At 35.4% G+C, this 17,756-nt stretch carries 16 protein-coding genes; 5 read left to right on the forward strand and 11 right to left on the reverse strand.

All coding sequences use genetic code 11. From position 1 onward, the window contains the following. Nucleotides 1–2: 2 nt before the first annotated feature. The 4 genes from rfaQ to waaC are packed head-to-tail and all read right to left on the reverse strand — an operon-like array spanning nucleotide 3 to nucleotide 3,619. On the reverse strand, nucleotides 3–1,064 hold the full coding sequence (gene rfaQ, locus CVT05_RS00880; RefSeq protein WP_107697478.1) for a putative lipopolysaccharide heptosyltransferase III: 1,062 nt from the start codon (nucleotides 1,062–1,064) through the stop codon (nucleotides 3–5). Then, the gene (locus tag CVT05_RS00885; protein WP_107697479.1) at nucleotides 1,061–1,765 is read right to left on the reverse strand and encodes a glycosyltransferase family 2 protein; all 705 of its coding nucleotides are present in this window, start codon (nucleotides 1,763–1,765) and stop codon (nucleotides 1,061–1,063) included. Before CVT05_RS00885 ends, rfaQ begins: the two co-directional genes overlap by 4 nt. Continuing rightward, nucleotides 1,759–2,652 carry a lipid A biosynthesis lauroyl acyltransferase gene (locus CVT05_RS00890; RefSeq protein ID WP_107697480.1) on the reverse strand — a complete coding sequence of 298 codons (894 nt, stop codon included), beginning with the start codon at nucleotides 2,650–2,652 and terminating at the stop codon, nucleotides 1,759–1,761. Before CVT05_RS00890 ends, CVT05_RS00885 begins: the two co-directional genes overlap by 7 nt. Beyond that, nucleotides 2,645–3,619, reverse strand: coding sequence for a lipopolysaccharide heptosyltransferase I (gene waaC / locus CVT05_RS00895; RefSeq protein WP_107697481.1), 975 nt, complete (start codon nucleotides 3,617–3,619; stop codon nucleotides 2,645–2,647). Before waaC ends, CVT05_RS00890 begins: the two co-directional genes overlap by 8 nt. A 63-nt stretch (nucleotides 3,620–3,682) precedes the next feature. On the opposite strand from waaC, the gene CVT05_RS00900 reads away from it, so the two are divergent. Further along, nucleotides 3,683–4,714, forward strand: coding sequence for a 3'-5' exonuclease (locus tag CVT05_RS00900; protein WP_107697482.1), 1,032 nt, complete (start codon nucleotides 3,683–3,685; stop codon nucleotides 4,712–4,714). A 71-nt stretch (nucleotides 4,715–4,785) separates the two neighbouring features. On the opposite strand, the gene CVT05_RS00905 is transcribed toward CVT05_RS00900, so the two are convergent. The 7 genes from CVT05_RS00905 to mraY form a co-directional block, all read right to left on the reverse strand. Then, complete coding sequence (locus tag CVT05_RS00905) at nucleotides 4,786–5,043, reverse strand: hypothetical protein (protein WP_199906720.1); 258 nt, start codon at nucleotides 5,041–5,043, stop codon at nucleotides 4,786–4,788. 188 nt (nucleotides 5,044–5,231) lie between these two features. Further along, on the reverse strand, nucleotides 5,232–5,789 hold the full coding sequence (locus CVT05_RS00910; protein ID WP_107697484.1) for a hypothetical protein: 558 nt from the start codon (nucleotides 5,787–5,789) through the stop codon (nucleotides 5,232–5,234). Next, nucleotides 5,761–6,057 (reverse strand): hypothetical protein, encoded by a 297-nt coding sequence (locus CVT05_RS00915; RefSeq protein ID WP_107697485.1) that lies wholly within the window; start codon nucleotides 6,055–6,057, stop codon nucleotides 5,761–5,763. The genes CVT05_RS00910 and CVT05_RS00915 overlap by 29 nt, the downstream gene beginning before the upstream one ends. A 464-nt stretch (nucleotides 6,058–6,521) precedes the next feature. After that, a complete protein-coding gene (locus CVT05_RS00925; RefSeq protein ID WP_107697487.1) occupies nucleotides 6,522–7,319 on the reverse strand; it encodes a hypothetical protein in 798 nt (265 codons plus the stop codon). Nucleotides 7,320–7,330: 11 nt separating this feature from the next. Further along, on the reverse strand, nucleotides 7,331–10,891 hold the full coding sequence (locus CVT05_RS00930) for a glycoside hydrolase family 19 protein (protein WP_107697488.1): 3,561 nt from the start codon (nucleotides 10,889–10,891) through the stop codon (nucleotides 7,331–7,333). A gap of 144 nt (nucleotides 10,892–11,035) precedes the next feature. Further along, nucleotides 11,036–12,253, reverse strand: coding sequence for a UDP-N-acetylmuramoyl-L-alanine--D-glutamate ligase (gene murD / locus CVT05_RS00935; protein WP_107697489.1), 1,218 nt, complete (start codon nucleotides 12,251–12,253; stop codon nucleotides 11,036–11,038). A gap of 8 nt (nucleotides 12,254–12,261) precedes the next feature. After that, the gene (mraY, locus tag CVT05_RS00940; protein ID WP_107697490.1) at nucleotides 12,262–13,326 is read right to left on the reverse strand and encodes a phospho-N-acetylmuramoyl-pentapeptide-transferase; all 1,065 of its coding nucleotides are present in this window, start codon (nucleotides 13,324–13,326) and stop codon (nucleotides 12,262–12,264) included. Nucleotides 13,327–13,405: 79 nt separating this feature from the next. Here mraY and gpmI point away from each other — a divergent pair, with 79 nt between their 5' ends. From gpmI to gmk, 4 genes are read left to right on the forward strand one after another with little or no spacing between them, the layout of a single operon-like run. After that, nucleotides 13,406–14,869, forward strand: a complete 1,464-nt coding sequence (gpmI, locus tag CVT05_RS00945) for a 2,3-bisphosphoglycerate-independent phosphoglycerate mutase (protein ID WP_107697491.1) — start codon at nucleotides 13,406–13,408, stop codon at nucleotides 14,867–14,869. 4 nt (nucleotides 14,870–14,873) lie between these two features. After that, complete coding sequence (gene fliR / locus CVT05_RS00950; RefSeq protein ID WP_103600644.1) at nucleotides 14,874–15,635, forward strand: flagellar biosynthetic protein FliR; 762 nt, start codon at nucleotides 14,874–14,876, stop codon at nucleotides 15,633–15,635. Nucleotides 15,636–15,692: 57 nt separating this feature from the next. Then, nucleotides 15,693–17,135 (forward strand): Highly acidic protein, encoded by a 1,443-nt coding sequence (locus CVT05_RS00955; protein WP_107697492.1) that lies wholly within the window; start codon nucleotides 15,693–15,695, stop codon nucleotides 17,133–17,135. Continuing rightward, nucleotides 17,136–17,747 (forward strand): guanylate kinase, encoded by a 612-nt coding sequence (gmk, locus tag CVT05_RS00960; protein WP_107697493.1) that lies wholly within the window; start codon nucleotides 17,136–17,138, stop codon nucleotides 17,745–17,747. It abuts the gene before it with no gap. Nucleotides 17,748–17,756: the final 9 nt, after the last annotated feature.

The following is a 17,756-nucleotide window of genomic DNA, read 5'->3' on the forward strand; positions in this document are numbered from 1 at the left end:
GCCTATCCTAAAATTTCTTTTATTTTGGCTTTTATTTTTGGCATTTCGTCGCTAAAATCCATCAAGGTCTTTTCTATACCATGCTTTGCTATGCCCTCTTTATCGCAAGGCACAAAGTCCCAGTCTTTTTGATAGACGATGTGTTTGCCCATACTTTGGATGCCATTTTGCGCTGTGTAGCCATTTTCCATGAGTGAGTTATCCCAAGGCCCCCACTCAAAAGCATTGCTTGGACCAAAAAAAGCGATCACAGGCACGTCGTTTGCTGCGGCTATGTGCATGATGGCGGTATCAACACCGATAAAAAGGCTTGAATGCTTTGATAGGGCGATCGTTTGTTTCAAATTTAGCTTACCGCCTAAATTTATAGGCTCACTTTTGCAAATTTTTAGCACGCTTGCTAGCTTTTCTAGCTCATTTTCTTTATTGTCGCTTGTTAGCACGACCTTTACACCAAGCTCATTTTCGCAGTAGTCGATGAGCTCTGCCATGCTCTCATCATTTCCGCATTTAAACATCCAGCGGCTTGTAAGATGCATATGTACAAAGCGTTTTGGTAAATTTAGATGCTCCACACTCTCGTCTGAAAATACGCTCACCTTTTTGCTAACTGGTTCAAATCCCAAAGCCCTTAGAGCGTTTAGATTATGATCGATAGTATGTGAAAAATTTTCGTAGTATTTAGCCTTGACGTTTAGAAGTTTATTTATTGATTGATTTTTGCCAAGAAAGCCTACTATTTTTTTGATCTTTGCATATTTTGAGATGATGATGCCGCGATCCCCCGTGGTTGTTTGCACGGCAATATCGTATTTTTCTTTTTTAATGGCTTTTATAAATTTTATCTCGGTAATTAGTTTTTTAAAAAAGCCAGAATTTGCACTTTGTCTATCGTAAATGTGGATTTTTTTTATGTAAGGATTTCCTTCGATCATTACTTCTGTACCTTTGTTTAGAGCAAAGTCGATGGTTGCATCTGGGTAGTAGTGGTGCAAATTTTCAATGAGCGGCGTAGTCAAAAGCACGTCGCCGATGTTTCTAAATTTAATTACAAGTATTTTCATTTTATATATTTCCAAAATGTGTACTGGGCGTAAAGTCTGGCTATGACGTAGCCAGTAAAGCCCTCTTTAAAGCCACCTTTTAGCACGTAAAGCTTAAAAAATGTCCACGCTGGGCTTGTAAGCGCCTTTAGTAAATTTCTTTTTGCGCCCATGCTTGAGTAGCGATTTTGCTTAGCTATAAACTGCTCGATGCTCTCATATGCATAGTGTAAGAAGTGATTTTTAAGCGCGCCAAGCCTTTGTGAGCCGTCATTTAAAACGACCTTTTCATGCACAGCTCTGCCATCAAATTTGGCAAAATTTTTGTTAAAAAGCCTCACTGTGTAGTCTGGATAGAGCCCCATATTTTTGATCGCTTTGCCAAAGAAAAAATTTAGCCTAGCTACGTTGTAGGCCATAAATTTTGGCTCTTTTAGCGTATCTATGATCTCGTTTTTAAGTTCATCCGTGATCACCTCATCACTATCAAGCACAAAGATCCACTCGTTTTTGGCTAGATCCACACCCTTTTGCTTTTGTGCGCCAAATCCAAGCCAAGCTTGCTCGTGAAATTCCACGTTGCTAAAGCCATCACAAATTTGCCTTGTGCTATCTTTTGAGCCGCTATCAACCACGATGACCTCATCAGCAAATTTAGCGCTATCTAACACCTCTTTTAGGTATTTTTCGCTGTTAAAAGTTAAGATGACAACGCTTAGCATTCATACTCTTTTTCGTAAAATCTCTTAAATCTTTGGTGAAACCAAAAGTACTCCTCAGGCCTTGCTCTAACCACCTCTTCGCACGCGCTGCACTGCATTTGCGTTACTTTTTGCACCGCCTCTTCTTTGTCAAATTTATTTATATCAATGGCTGGCGAAAAGCAAATTTCACTTATATTTTCATCTTTTTGATAGATAAATGCATTAATTATTAGTGCGTTTGTTTTTTGAGCTAACACGCTTGCAGCTGGTGTGTGAAGCACATCCTTGTCAAAAAATTTCACCTTTATGCCATCTTTTGGAGCGGTATTTTGATCGACTAAAATTCCCACTATTCGCCTAGCTTTTAGCGCTTTTAAAATATCTTTTGCACCGCCATCTTTGTCAATGAGCTCCACGTCAAACTGCGATCTGTTCGCCTTTAAAATTTCATTCATGACGCCACTATCAAGCTTTCTACCAAGTACTGAGACTGCACCAAAACGAGCGGCCATTGCTAGACTAAAAAGCTCCCACTGCCCAAAATGCGCAGTTGCAACGATAATAGGACGATCAAGCTTAAGCGCTTCAAGCAGATTATGCTCATTTTTAAAACTAACTTTTTCAAGCACTTTTTGCTTTGTCGTGTTTTGATTGAGGATAAAATTTATACCAAGATATTTTGCAAAGTTGTAGTAGCATTTTTTAGCGATCTCTAGCTTCTCTTCCTTGGTTTTTGACTCACCAAATGCAAGATTTAAATTTGTCATAACGATATGAAATCTCTTTTTTTTAAGTTTCATAAACGCAAATGCTAAAAATTTAGCAAGTAAATCTCTAAGTGAGCTAGGCAGTAAAAATATAAAAAATTTTAAAGTATAAAAGCTAGCCAGATAGAGCCTATCCATTTAGCAGCCTTTTTGCAAAATTTGCAATCGTTTCTGGGAAAATCTCTCTTATGCAAAAGTCGTTTTTATCGATACTTCTGGCGTCTATTTGCTTGCCCATATCTATAACTAAATTTTTATCCGTGATGTAAGCATTTCTGTGGCTTGGACGGTTGCCAAAAAGAGTGATAGAAGGCCTATTCATCGCCCAAGCAAGGTGCGTTAGACCACTATCGTTGCCGATTATCAGATCGCAGCTTGTAATGAAGCTTATCATTTCTTTTATGCTAAGTTTTTCAAGTAGCTTTGCTGAGGTGCCTGAGATGATCGCCTCAGCCCTTACTTTCTCGCTCTCACTTCCGTAGCAAAGATAAATTTCGCATCCATCAAGTAGCCTGATCACATCTTTAAATTTGTTATAAATTTTGCTCTCTTCGCTTGCAAAGGCAGCAATCAAAACGCGTTTTTTACCACTTTCATTTTTATAAATTTCACTTACTTCAAAGCAAGGTGCTTTTTCTAAAATTTCACTTGCTTCAAAGCTAAAATTTAGAGCGTATCCAACAAGGCTTAAATTTCTAACTATGATATTTTCATTGTAGTCGATCTTAAATTTATGCTTGTAAAGCCTAGCTGCGATCTTTTCTTTGACGCTTTCTCTGCTAAAGCCATAAGTTTGCTTGCCTATTATTTTTGCGACGACAGCTGATTTAAAAAGTCCTTGTAGATCGATCACTTTGTCAAATTTACCAAGCGTTTTTAGTATCTTGTAGCTTTGTTTAAAGCTTTGTTTAAGTGGTAAAACGACTAGCTCGTCGATAAGCGGATGATCTTTTAAAAGGCTTGCAAAACGAGCATCAACTAGCCATGTGATATGGGCATTTGGATGGTACTTTTTGATAAACTGAAGCACAATAGCTGCGTGCACGATATCCCCAAGAGCGGAGAGTTTGACGATGGCTATTTTTAGTTGATTTTTGTTTTGCATTGATCACTTTAGATATAAATTTTTGGTATGATTTTAAAAAAAAATGCTTAAAAAAGGGCTAAAATGGCGAAAAGTTACATCTGTGTCTTTGACTGCGAAACGATACCTGATGCAAATTTGATAAGAAAAATTTATGGCATTGACGGGAGCAATGAAGATGTGAGCGTGCAAGCGATGGCGCTGCAAAAAGAGGCCAGTGGGAGTGAGTTTTTGCCTGTGATGTTTCATAGAGTCGTGGCGATCTCTGCAGTAATGGCTGATGAGTACGGCAAATTTTTAAAAGTTAGCACGATGGATGGTAAGGATGAGCGCGAGATCATCGCTAAATTTTTAAAATTTATAAATGACTATAACCCAAGGCTTGTTAGCTTTAATGGCCGTGGTTTTGATCTACCTATGCTAATGGTGCGTGCGATGCGCTACAACCTAAACGCGGCGGCGTATTACGAGAGCGAAAACAAAGAGCTAAACAAAAATAAATGGGAAAACTATAGAGCCAGATATTCGCCTAAATTTCATCTTGATTTGCTTGATTTTATAAGCGATTTTGGAAGCGTAAGAGGGCTAAAGCTTGATACGCTTTGTGCTAGCTTAAATTTACCTGGCAAGTACGACGTGCACGGCGATCAGGTGCTTGAGCTATACTATGCAGGAGAGCTTGATAAGATCAACGAATACTGCGAAAGCGACGTGCTTAATACCTACTGGCTCTTTTTAAAATTTGAACTTTTACAGGCAAATATCTTACAAGACGACTACATAAATCACCTAAACGTGATGAGTGAATTTCTAGCCAAAAACTGCGCTCACAGAGGATACACTGAGGTCTTTTGCACTGCGATAAGTGATGAGCTGGCTAGACTTAATGGCAAGCTTGATTATGAGATAAAGATCCAAAAAGAAGACGATGAAGAATTTGATGATTTTAGTGATCTTGACGGCACAAAAGATACGCCAGAGCAGCTAAATGAGCGTTTGGCAAGACAAGGGCTTGATGGGCTTTTAAAAAAAGCTAGTGAGGTTGCGTCAGCTGCCAAAAAAGACAAGAGTTTTTCTGAAGAGAAACTACCTGAAATAAATTTGGAGGAAGAATAGAAATTCTACGCTTTTAGGTCGTAATGTATCTTTTGCTACTCTATGGAATTAATATCCTGATCCGCGGAATATCACGGGTACTCAAATCCAAATTCATACTCTTTTAAAACTCCATTAGAAAAGATGAATTTTTCATAATAGAGTGGCATGTCAAATTCTTGTAAGAGTTTGCTTTCATTTTGCTCAGTGATGTAGGTGACAATAGAGGTGGCATTTTCTTCTTGCAGATCGTTTGGTTTACCTAGCTTCTTTAAAATTTGCTCTTGTTTGTCGCCAAGTTTGATGCCAGAATTTGTAGTGAAATCTTTTATTATATTTGCTTTTCGCAAAATATTTCTGATGATAATTGGGTCACCTATGACTGCTAAGTTACCGTTACCCCACTATTTTCTGTTTGTTCAAATTTTTAGTTCAATGTTTTATAGTAGCTTTGCTAGACATTAAGAGCTCAAAAACATATAAATTTTGTCCTATAAATATATTTACTTTTTAATATGTTACTCAAATTACCTAATTACTACTTATTTTTATAAAAGTTTTTTCTCATGTCATTAAGAATTTTTGGAGTGATTTGATTTATATAAAGCCTATCTCTTTTATCATGATACGTATAGTAATTTTCTACTTTACTAATCTTTTCGTCGCTCATATTTTCATCTATGTATCCAAATTTCCAAGTGTACTCATACAAATAAAATTCCGAGGCTAATTTTTTAAAAAGTATATAAAAATCTACTATATTTCCGTCTCTGTCTTGAGTCCCGTCTTTAAACTCAATTATATTACTATTAGCTGTAACACTCCACATGGACATATTGTCGTAACAAAAACTCCATTTTTTCATTTTCTCTTTGTAAATAATGGCGCACTCTTTTATTTCTATTGCCCGCCCCAGGTTATCCTCATTATAATTACGTAAAATCTTTACAGAATAGCTATCACTGCCTATTTTAAAATAATAGTTAGATACGTCTTTGTATTTAAAATTTGGTATTTCATCTTTTCCCATACCATTGCAAGCCAGCAATGATACTAATAAAAATGCACTATTTAAAAATTTGAAAAATTTCAGCATTTCTAATCCTTGTGTAATTTTCTTTTTTATCTCTTTTGCTTTGGTTGTCGGTCCCCCTATTAATAACATAAGTTATTTTATCCACTACATTTTCATTATTTGAGTCATTTTTACTCTCATCTGCTATTTTATGCAGATTATTAGAAAGCCAAAACCATGCAGCACTCATTATCGCGTACTTTCCATATTCGGCTACTAAAGTTGGATTTTCTACTATATTATCTTCAGTATTAAAATTTTTATTAATATAGTTATTAAAAAAATGCAAAACTATATCTTTTTGATTTTTCCATTCTCAAATTTATATTTTCTTTCGTCTGATAGTTTTCCGCTACTTTTAAAATTTGGCTCACCATTGTTGGTTAGTGTATTTTTGTGTGGTTTGTCTATTATTAAGATGCTTTCATTAGTGACTTCGAAAAATGGTATACTCGCGCACCAATCTATCTTGCCTTGAAATTTAACATTATTGTCCTCTTTTTTTCAAAAATTCTCAAAGGCCCGTGTCCATTGCAAGCAGCATAGTTTTGTATGTCTTGAAATATCCATACTTCGCTGCGATTCAATTTGGTGTAAAATATTAAATTTGGTTCAAGCTCATACTCGCACTCTCTGCTATAAATTTTTTCATCATTTATACTTATGGAGCATTTGTCGTCCTTGCTGTACGTTTCTATACTTAAGTTTTGAGCATTAGAAAATATAGCTAAAAGTAGCAATAAGTATAAAAATCTAGTTTTTATCATCATTTTTTCTATTCTCAGGCAAAATCAAATGACCATTTTTGTCTATTAAGGAGTATTGGATTAATACTATGTAAATTAGGTCATGTATTTTGTATCTATCAAAATCACCAGTATATTCATCATATTTTCTTAAAAACTCGGCATAAGGCTTATTATCTGTCTTTTTAATACCATTTAGCTCTACTTCTGAATAAAGTATCGGCACATACTTTAAAGTATCTTCAAAAACCTCTTTAAATTTCTCATAGTCTTCACCATAAATTCTTTTAAATAACTCTTTATCGCTCTTATAAAGCATCAGTGCTATTTTTGCCGTATAGCTTCTATAATATGACCTAGAGCAATGAATAGCACCAGATATACTAAATGTTAGTTTACAATTTTGTTTAAATTTTTTAGAGCGTGGAACTATACACTCTTTTTGAGTTTTAGCTATCCTCTCTCTAGCTATCTTTTGAGCTTTATCTTTTAGCTTAGGATTTTCTTTTATGATTAGATTGTAAAGATCAGCAAAGTAGTTGTCTCTAAAAGCAGTGCTTCTTGACTGACATATGAAGTCCTCTAAAGAGAACTCTTTAAATTTATATTTCTCTTTATCGTCATAGCATTTAAAGCTAGGAGTAATAAAGTCGGTACCATAGTCTGCATCACAAAAAGCTCCACCATCAACCTGTCCATAATCATCACTAGCTTTTTTGGTAGCCTTACCTGGCATCATAGGCTCAAAAGCATATAAATTTAAGACTATTATCAAACTCATTAATAATATAGATTTAGGTTTCATCTCTTATCCTTTTATTTAAATTTCTTAAATATATTTGCTTCTCTTATACGTTTATAAGAGTTTATTCTTTTTGTTCTGCTTTTTTCATCTGTACCACCATTTACTTTTTTTGTTATTTTGTTTACCACATCTTCATTTTCTGAGTCCACTTTACTTTCATCTGCTATTTTATATATCATTCTATATTTATGTATCCAGAAAAATGCAGCTGACACAAAAGCATAGGTTTTATTTTCAGCTACTAGTTCTGGATTATCTACAAAGCTTATTTCATCTCCTACCAATTTAACTTCGTGTGCAAATGTATTAAATTCGGTATATATTTCTCTACCAGTTATTTGTATTATCCCTCTACCTCTATATTTCCAGCCGTCGCCTTCTTCGGTATTGCCAAGTCGCAAGTCTTTAGGTCTATTTTCATCAGCATATCCTCGATTGGCTATAGCTTCTTGATCGGCTTTTTGAATTATTTTTCCTTTTGTATCTTTTATTCTTCCTACATCTTTACTTCTATCATAATTATTTTTAAAATAACCAATATTGGATCTCACAAGACCTTCCACACTATAATCTAAACTCTCTGTCAGTTTTGGGAAGCTACTTTCCACCTCTACTGCACATTGCCCAAAAAAATGTTCTAATCTATTTCTAGTATTAAGCTTATATTTTACATACATTTGAATTCCATCATCATCTCTTCTATTTAGTTCATCTACCATTTCTTGTAAGATATATTCTTGATTTGTTTTTATATTGGTAAATACTTGTTTTAGCATATCTAGTGTAAATGGATAATCTTTAATCTCTATTAAAACATTTATCCCCTCATCCCCATCTTCCCACATACCACTATCTACTCTAGTTAAACTCTTTGATTCATTAAAAGAGTTAATAAATTTATCCATATCCTCTTTACTTAATAAATTTATACCAAGCTTATCATCTTTATCTGCATTAGACTGATTATTACTAGAGCTCTCTTCTTTTGCATAAATTTGATAGCTCTTATTTGTCTTCTCATCACTTTTTAGCTCTTTGCTTAGCTTATCATCTTCATAGATATTTATCTCATTTGATGAGATATCTTTATTTATATATAAGTAATTATCATTTTTTATTAAAGCATCGTCTTTATTATCACTAAGCTTTAATTTAGCATCAAATGCCTTCTCTTTTATAGCATGCTCAAACTCATATATAACTAGCTTATCATTACTAAATCTAATATATAAAGGTATCTTTATATCTATCCTTATATGATTTTTGCCATATCTTGTATAAAACTTAAATTTATCCTTATCACCTTCAAGATATGCAAAAAATACTATAGTATGACCACCTTGCTTTAGCTTATCTAGATCATCTTTTTGTATAACATCTGAAATTTTAAATGTTATCTCTTTACCCTTTTGATCTTTTAAGCCTACTGCATCTTTTGGACTTAATTTGGATAGTTCATCATACTCTTTACTATTTATTACCTTATATCCCCAAAGTATCTCTTTATATCTCTTACTACCTTTTTCTTGTTTATATATAGCCTTTAAGCTTATTGGCTCATTTGTCTTAAATGGATACTCACTATCAGAGATTACATTTGTTATATGATCTGTTATATCTCTTAACGAGACCTTATTGCTATAGCAAAAGTTAGAGCTACTCTTATCTTGATATCCTAAAGATATTACAGCTGTATCAGAGTGAGCATGAATATCTTTAGTGCTATAAACCTTACTTAGATCATTTGAATAAAGTATAAATTTAGTATCTCCTTTATTCTCTTTGTCTATTGGGATATTAAATGTAGCTGTATATGAGTTCTTGATATCTGAGTCTTCATTTTTTACTAAAGATATACTCTCATATATACTTTTATCAAAGCAGTGATGAAGATATATCTTATCTATATCTTCACTTACCTTGCCATCTTCGTTTTCAATGATGAGATTATTTATTGTAAGAGTAAGACCTGAACTTGATGCTGATGTAGGTACTATATTATTGCCATGAGCTAGACGAAGCTTTATGTCAAACATGGCTGAATCTTTATCATCTCTTAGGGTAAAGTTATTCTCTTTAGCAAAATTTAATAAAGAGAAATTTAGGTGTTTGTTGTTAGACGTTTGGTCTTCAAAGTACTTCATGCTTATAGCGCCATCTTCTAGCTTATACTCTATATCATCGCTATTTTGCTTTATGCTAATAAAGGTAGCACCATTTATCTTGTCTTCTTCATTTTTGTTTTCTTGATAGAGTATTACCGTATCTTTGCTCTTTGCATTTTTAAATTTTATCTCTTCATTTTTACTATCTTCGTAAGAGTCAAATTTAAAGTCAGTAAGTATTAGCTCGCATAAATTTGCCTTGCCATAGTTTGGACTACTAGAATTTAGCTCTTTTGGATTTAGCTCACTGCAATCAAATGGAGTCTGACTAGCTAGCACAACGGTAAATTCGCTCTTTTTAGGTTGAAAGACTCTAATAGGAGTTGTCATCTTTCTTGGGCATAGCAAGAGTATATTTTCTTGTTTATAAAATTCCTCCTCTCTTTGCCTTAAGAGCTTATTTATTCTTGAAGTATTTGAAGCATTTGAGCTGATTAAATTTACGCAGTATATATTTTCAAGGCCAAAGGTCTTTGTACTTTGAGCGCTTAATAAAGAATTTATCTTTGTAACAAATGGCTGAAATAAAGCCTCACATTTTGATGTATCTGATGCATTTAAATTTGATCCATTTTCTTGAAGTTTCATAAATTCTAAATGAGTGATGTTTTGGATGATCTCTTTATTGTTTTGGTTTTTTGATTTATATTTTACTTTGGATATATTTAAATGGCTAAAAACATCTATACACTCGGCAAAATTAATATTTTGTTCATCGCTTTCATAAAGCCCAAACTGAGTTGAAATTTTTTCTCGTAAAAGAGATATTTTATTGCTTGCTTCATCACTAAAGCTCTCATATGCTAGACAAAACCAAGCTTTAAAACGATTTTTGCTTTTGATGTAGCTTGCTAGGGATGGATCAATATTACTTTTCTTGCTGATATAAAGAAGTGCTAAAAGCGCGACATGCTCTCTTGAAATTTGACTGTTTTGCGTATCGGAAGTAAGTGAAAGGGCTTGTAAATTTTCAAGTAGCGAGTTATTTAATTTTTGATTTATCTCTTGGATTAGCGGCGTAAGCTTTTGCTCCAAGATGGCATTTAGCTGATCTTCCGAGCTAAATTCAAACTCAGGCAAAGTATCGGCACTTCCAGACTTTGCATAAGCCCCTTTTGCGGCATCATTTATCTTTTTAAAAAGTTCATCTGTATCTATCTTTTCTATGGTAGTCGTGCTCGTGGTGCTAGCGATAGTTTGCTTAACATCTTTTATGACTTTGTCTTTGTTATTTTTATAAATTTGAGTACAAATAAGTTCTATATCATCTTTTAAACTAAAGCCATATCCAATAAGTAACTTGCTGTTAGATATAAATGGTCTGCTTATGTCATTGTCATATGAAAATTTTATGATATCTATTAAATTTCTTTTAAAATTTACATCATTTCTGGGCGTTAGAGGCATTAAACTTCCTTGGAAATTTTTGCTAAATATTAGCACAAACTTAAAAAGTATTCAACAATAAAACTTTATAGTAAAAATTTATATCAAAAACATAAATTTGCATATTTTTGTTTTTGGTTAGACTACTTAAAAGGGCTTGTAAATTTAAAGCGCCTTTATAAACTCTTTAAATTTATCGCCTCGCTCGGCATAGCTCTTAAACTGATCAAGGCTTGCAGCTGCCGGGCTAAGAAGTGCTATCTCGCTGGTCTTTAGCTCTTTATTTATCTCATTGACAGCATTTTGTAAAAAATCGCATTTTAAAGCCGGTATGCCAAATTTAGTCGCTAATTTCATGAGTTTGTCACTATTTGAGCCAATGGCGTAAATTTTTACTCTTAAGCTCTTTAAGTCTTCAAAAAGTGGCGTCATATCAACACCCTTATCATCGCCACCAAGTATTAGATGTATGAAATGATCTTTGTAGCGCTTTACGGCCTGTATGCTCGCGTCTATGTTAGTCGCTTTTGTGTCATTGACCCAGATTCTGCCATTTTTATCATTAAATTCTTCGAGCTTGTTTGCTTCAATAACAAAGGTATTTAAAAGCGCGACATCGCATCGGTCAAATAAAATTTTCTCCACCGCTAATGCAAGCAGTGCATCAAGCAAAAATGGCGTTTTAAAATTTATATCATCTATGCTTACACCACAAAATTTAGCCAGATCACTCTCGTCTTTGTAAGCGATCACTTTTGCCCTTGTTGGCGTGTTGGCGTAAATTTCAGGCACGATCGCCACGCTACTTTCGCTCATGCTAGCAAGCGGCTTTAGCTTAGCCTTTTCGTACTCGCTCATGTCGCCATGCCAGCTTAGATGATCTGGAGTGATCGGCAAAAGCACGTAGATGCCCGGTGTGGCGTGATTTGTGTAGTGAAGAGTGAATGAGCTAGTCTCAAGTATCCAAATTTTAGCGTTTGAGTCTAAATTTGCCAGTGCAATGCCAACGTTTCCACCCATGACTGAGCCTTTGCTCTCTAGCAAATGCTGCATCATTTTTGTGGTCGTCGTCTTGCCGTTTGTGCCGCTTATCCAGATATTAAATGGCAGATTTTCTTTATAAATTTCATAAAAATAGTCATACTCGCTAACTAAATTTCTAGCTTTTTTAATAAGCTCGTGATGAGGCGGGATACCTGGGCTTGGTATCTCTAGGCCGCTTTTTGCTGGATCAAATTCGCTAACTGGCAAAAGAACATTGCCAAACTCATCTTTTGAAATTTCACTAAATTTATCATCATAGATATCCCAAAATCCATCTTTTATGAAATTTTTAGCGATCGCCTTTATCGTGCCACCGTAGCCAAATAGCGATTTTCTCATGACTTTCCTTATCTGATCTTTAGCGCAGTTAGTGCGATTAGGTTTGCTAAAAGCGCGATGATCCAAAAGCGCACGATGATCTTATTTTCTGCCCAGCCTTTTATCTCAAAATGATGATGTATAGGCGCCATAAGAAAAATTCTGCGTTTAAAAATTTTAAAGCTGCCTACCTGCAGAATGACGCTTAGGGTTTCAACGACAAATATGAGGCCAATGATGATGAGTAAGATTTCATTTTTGGTCGCAACGCCCATAAAACCGATATATGCTCCAACGCTTAGGCTGCCGCTATCGCCCATAAAGACTTCAGCTGGATGGCAGTTAAACCACAAAAAGCCCATCAATGAGCCAATTAGGGCTGAAGAGACAACAACGCTTTCACCAACGCCTATGATCTTTGGCAAGAGTAAATATGAGCTAAAGACAGCGTGTCCGCAGATATAAGCAAAAACGCCAAGTGTTAAAAGTGAAAATATCGATGGCACAGTAGCTAGCCCGTCAAGCCCGTCTGTTAAATTTACTGAATTTGAAGCAGCGACTATGACCAGTGTCCAAAAGAAAATGGCAAAAATTTTTAAATCTAAAATAGGTTGCTTAAAAAAAGGTAGATAAAACTCGGTGCTAAGCTCGTGACTTGCATATAAAAAAATAGAAATTACAAAGGCTATTAAAAACTGAAAAAAGAGCTTTGTTTTTGGGCTTAGGCCGGCGTGATTTTTTGCTCCTAAAATTTTACTGTAATCGTCCTTGTAGCCAAGCAGTGTAAAGCAAACTAGGCAAAAGAGAGATGTTAAGACAAATGCGTTATCAAGCCTTGCGCAAATTACCGTGGAAAGTACGGCTGTGAAGACAAAGACAAGTCCGCCCATAGTCGGCGTTTTTGCCTTTTTTTGGTGAGTTTGTGGGGCAAGCTCGTAGATAGGCTGGGCGGCGTTTTTTGCCTTTGCCCAAGCGATAAATTTGGGCATCAAATAAGTTGTGAGTGCAAAAGCGATGAAAAAAGCGATACCAGCACGAACGGTGATGTATTGAAAGATATTAAAATTTAAAATTTCATAGATATAGTAAAACATGAGAGCCTTTATTTTTAAAAAAAGCAATTTTAGTATAATGGCCTTAAAAATTATCTAAAATTAAGGATAAATTTTCAAAATGAGTCAAAAAACTATTTTAATAATAACTGATGGTATTGGATTTAATAAAAGCGGTAAATTTAACGCATTTGAGGCGGCTAAAAAGCCAAATTACGAGAAATTTTTTAAAGAAATTCCAAACTCGCTCATAAAAACCTCTGGAAACGCTGTGGGACTACCTGAAGGGCAGATGGGAAACAGCGAAGTAGGACATATGTGTATAGGAAGTGGGCGAGTTTTGTATCAAAATTTGGTCAAAATTTCACGCAGCTTCGCTGACGGCTCTATAGCAGAAAATGAAGCCCTAAAAGCTCTTTTTAAAAAGTGCAAAAAGATCCACATCATAGGGCTTTATAGCGACGGCGGCGTGCACTCTCATATGGAGCATTTTGATGGTATGTGCGAGCTTGCTAGCAAAAATGGCTGCGAAGTTTTTGCCCACGCTATCACCGATGGACGCGACGTTAGCCCAAATAGTGGTATAAATTTTATAAAAAGTTTGGAAGCTAAATTTAAGATAGCTACCGTTTGTGGGAGATTTTATGCGATGGATAGAGATAAACGCTGGGAGCGCGTAAAAGAGGCCTATGATAGCTTAGTAGAGGGAGCAAATTTAAGCAGCTTATCGCCAAGTGAGTATCTGCAAAAAAGCTACGATGAGGGCGTGACAGATGAGTTTGTAAAGCCAGCAAGCTTTAATGGCTTTAAGGGCATGGGCGAAGATGACGGCGTGATCTTTATAAATTTTAGAAATGATAGAGTAAGAGAGATTTGCGAGGCTCTGGGCGAAGAGAAATTTAGCGAGTTTGAGCGACCTTTTGCTATCAAAAATCTAATTACTATGACCGAATACGACGCAAATTTTAATTTTGAAGTGCTATTTAAAAATGAAAAGATAAAAAACACCCTAAGCGAGGTCATAGCAGCGGCTGGACTAAGGCAGCTTCACACGGCTGAGACTGAAAAATACGCCCACGTCACATTTTTCTTTAACGGTGGCGTCGAGGAGTTAGCTAGCAATGAAACGAGGGTACTAATCCCTAGTCCAAAGGTAAAAACCTACGACGAGAAGCCAGAGATGAGCGCAGCAGAAGTTTGCAAAGCCGTACTAAAAGGCATGGATGACGAGCAAGACTTCATCGTGGTAAATTTCGCAAATGGCGATATGGTGGGGCATACTGGCAACTATGAGGCTGCTATAAAAGCAGTAGAGGCAGTAGATACGGCTCTTGGAGAAATTTACACTAAGGCAAAAGAGAAAAACTATGCGATGATCATCACGAGTGATCACGGAAACTGCGAAGAGATGCGTGATAGCAGCGGTGAGCTACTGACAAATCACACGACTTATGATGTCTTTTGTTTTGTGATGGCTGATGGCGTAAAAAAAGTAAAAAACGGCGGTCTAAATAATATCGCTCCTAGTGTTTTAAAGATCATGGGGCTTGAAATTCCAGCTGAGATGGACGAGGCGTTAATATAAAATAATGGAGTTAGTCGAGTTTTTTGGAGCTGATAAAGTCATAACCTTTATGCTCCTTTTTGCACGTCTTAGTGGGCTTATCGTATTTTTTCCATTCTTTTCTCACAATCAAATCCCGCTTAGCGTAAAAACTTTGCTAGTTTTTGCTCTTTGTATTGTGCTTTTTCCATTATCTCACGCTCATGAGCATGCTATAAATTTTTTGATCATGGAAATTTTAAGTGAGGCTATGCTCGGACTTTGCGCTGGGCTTTTGCTAAATATCGTTTTTGCAATACTTCAAATGGCTGGCGAGCAGATCTCGATGATTATGGGTTTTTCGATGGCTTCAGTGCTTGATCCACAAACCGGTACAAATTCACCAGTGATCGCAAATATTTTAAATTTTATCGCGCTTCTTGCATTTTTGATGCTTGATGGGCACCATTTAATATTGCAGTTTTATTCCACTTCACTTTCTGCTATACCGCTTGGAGATTTTTATCCAAGAAGCGGTGTGATGAGCTACGCCCTAAAGCTCTTTGGCAATCTTTTTATGTTTGGATTTGTTCTGGCTTTCCCTATTATCGCACTTTCTATACTTTCAGATGCTATTTTTGGCATGCTTATGAAAACTATGCCACAATTTAACCTATTGGTTGTTGGCTATCCTATTAAAGTAAGTATTGGCTTTTCGGTTTTGATAGCTATTTTAGCCGGCATTATAAAAATCATAACTGATATGATGGTGCAGATTTTAAACGATATGCCAGCACTATTTTTTTAAGTAAATAGCAATGAAATTTATCATAAAATACAGCCTCAAGCTCTTCAAGGAGGGATTATGAAAGTTGCACTTGTAAACAAAAACCCAGCAGTTTCTCGCCTTATAACGTTAAGTTTAAATAAACTAGGCATAGAATATAGCGAATTTGACGATGTTAATAGTGTTGGAGATCAATTTGATTATATTATCATCGATAGTGATATGGATAGCAGCGATGTTAATTTAAATCAAAAGATAATGTATCTAGCACCTAGAGGCGGTGAAAAGCCAGATTTTGCTGATGTTATGCTTGAAAAGCCCTTTTTACCAACAGAATTTATTAGTTTATTTGAACAAAACAAAAATACTGACAATGATAAAGAACTTGAGCTTGGACTAGATGAGCCTGCAAATTTTAATGACTTTGACGAAAGCAATAAAAACTTTGATGATTTAGAAAATTTTGAGCTTCCAGAAATTGACATGGGTCTTGAAAATTTAGCAAAAGAAGATGATGAAGCAGAGAATTTTGATAATGAGGCTTTAGACGATGAGTTTTTAAAAGAGGAGCTAAGTGAACTAGAGACCGAGGATTTAAAGGATAAAGATATCAGTTTTGATGAAACAGACACTGAACTCATAGATGATGATATTATAAATGACATAGCTAGCAAATATATGGCTGATTCAGAAGATATGGATAAATCCTTAGAGCAAAACAATGAGCTGCCTGTGATAAAAGAAGAGCATAGCGATGACTTTGATGAGCTTAGTTCGCTTGTGGATGAGATAGATGATATGGGTGAGAGCGACTTGGCTGATGAAGAGGCTAAAAACGAGCTTGATAAAATGGTCGAGCAAAATTCTCAAAATTTAGAAACTGCCGAGCTTAATGAAGATTTTGTAGATGATATAAGTCAAAGTAAAAAAGAGCTCAGCGAGATCGAGTCTTTGGATAAAGAGCTAAACGAAGAATCTAGCGAAGATAGCGAAAATTTTGATGAGCTAGAGACAGATTTTGGCAATGATGAAAATTTTGAGCCTGAAAGCAGCGAGGCAAATTTGATAGATGAAGCTAGTCAAAATTTAGAGGAAGATATAGATGAAGAATCTACTCAGGAAGCAGAGGATATTTCTTTGGATGAAGATATAGACCTTGAAAATGAGCCAACCAAAGAAGATCATGAAGAAATTTCTGAAGAAGTCCTTGCTCAAGAAGATCTAGGTATGGTAGATGAGGTATTTGAGGAAGAAAATTTTAAAGAAGAGATGTTGGGTAGCCTAAATTTTGATGTAGCGTCTATTGAAGAAATAGATGAAAATACGATGCAAGCAGCATTTGGATTAAATAATGCACCACAAACTAGCTCATGCTATGAAACAAAAATCGATGCTGACTATAAAGAAGAGCTAACCAAAAAGATCACAAAACACGTCCATGAGTCGTTAAATGAAAGCTCGCTAAGAGATGTGCTAAAAGATATGAACATAAAGATAAATATAAGTTTTGAGGAAAAGTAGTTGCAAGGACAAATTTTAGTAGTTTCTGGGCCTAGTGGAAGTGGGAAAAGTACGCTTTTGGGCCGTCTTTTAAAGGAAGAGAAGGATCTTTATTTTTCTATTTCAAGCACGACTAGGGCAAAAAGAGAAGGCGAAGTCGATGGAGTGGATTATTATTTTATAAAAGAAGATGAGTTTAAAAGTGGCATAGAAAAGGGCGAATTTTTAGAATGGGCGCAGGTGCATAAAAACTATTATGGCACGAGCCTAAAATCTGTTTTGGCAGCACTTGAGGCTGGAAAGATAGTTATATTTGACATCGACGTACAGGGTTTTCACATCGCACTTGAGAGATTTAAAAGCTATATCACTTCAGTTTTTATCACAACTTCAAATAAAAAAGAGCTTAAAAAGCGCTTGAAAAACCGCGGAACTGATAGTGAGGAGACGATAGAAAATCGCCTAATGAACGCAGTTGGTGAGATGGAGCACATCTTAGAATATGATTATTTTTTAGTAAATGATGACATTGAAAAGAGTTATAAGGGCCTAAAATCAATTCTTAGAGCGATGAGGTTAAAAAGCACAAAAATAGACTTAAGACGCGTTATTGATGAGTGGATAGATTGCTAGAAATTCAGG

The sequence above is a fragment of the Campylobacter concisus genome (assembly GCF_003049705.1).
Classification (GTDB): Bacteria; Campylobacterota; Campylobacteria; order Campylobacterales; family Campylobacteraceae; genus Campylobacter_A; species Campylobacter_A concisus_AR.

What these genes read in the sequence shown, in the direction of transcription:
- murD (WP_107697489.1), bottom strand. Translation starts at nt 12,253, where the DNA reads ATGAGAAAATCGCTATTTGGCTACGGTGGCACGATAAAGGCGATCGCT.
- CVT05_RS00955 (WP_107697492.1), top strand. Translation starts at nt 15,693, where the DNA reads ATGAAAGTTGCACTTGTAAACAAAAACCCAGCAGTTTCTCGCCTTATA.
- mraY (WP_107697490.1), bottom strand. Translation starts at nt 13,326, where the DNA reads ATGTTTTACTATATCTATGAAATTTTAAATTTTAATATCTTTCAATAC.
- CVT05_RS00925 (WP_107697487.1), bottom strand. Translation starts at nt 7,319, where the DNA reads ATGAAACCTAAATCTATATTATTAATGAGTTTGATAATAGTCTTAAAT.
- waaC (WP_107697481.1), bottom strand. Translation starts at nt 3,619, where the DNA reads ATGCAAAACAAAAATCAACTAAAAATAGCCATCGTCAAACTCTCCGCT.
- CVT05_RS00890 (WP_107697480.1), bottom strand. Translation starts at nt 2,652, where the DNA reads ATGGATAGGCTCTATCTGGCTAGCTTTTATACTTTAAAATTTTTTATA.
- fliR (WP_103600644.1), top strand. Translation starts at nt 14,874, where the DNA reads ATGGAGTTAGTCGAGTTTTTTGGAGCTGATAAAGTCATAACCTTTATG.
- CVT05_RS00930 (WP_107697488.1), bottom strand. Translation starts at nt 10,891, where the DNA reads ATGCCTCTAACGCCCAGAAATGATGTAAATTTTAAAAGAAATTTAATA.
- rfaQ (WP_107697478.1), bottom strand. Translation starts at nt 1,064, where the DNA reads ATGAAAATACTTGTAATTAAATTTAGAAACATCGGCGACGTGCTTTTG.
- CVT05_RS00910 (WP_107697484.1), bottom strand. Translation starts at nt 5,789, where the DNA reads ATGCTGAAATTTTTCAAATTTTTAAATAGTGCATTTTTATTAGTATCA.
- CVT05_RS00885 (WP_107697479.1), bottom strand. Translation starts at nt 1,765, where the DNA reads ATGCTAAGCGTTGTCATCTTAACTTTTAACAGCGAAAAATACCTAAAA.
- gpmI (WP_107697491.1), top strand. Translation starts at nt 13,406, where the DNA reads ATGAGTCAAAAAACTATTTTAATAATAACTGATGGTATTGGATTTAAT.
- CVT05_RS00900 (WP_107697482.1), top strand. Translation starts at nt 3,683, where the DNA reads ATGGCGAAAAGTTACATCTGTGTCTTTGACTGCGAAACGATACCTGAT.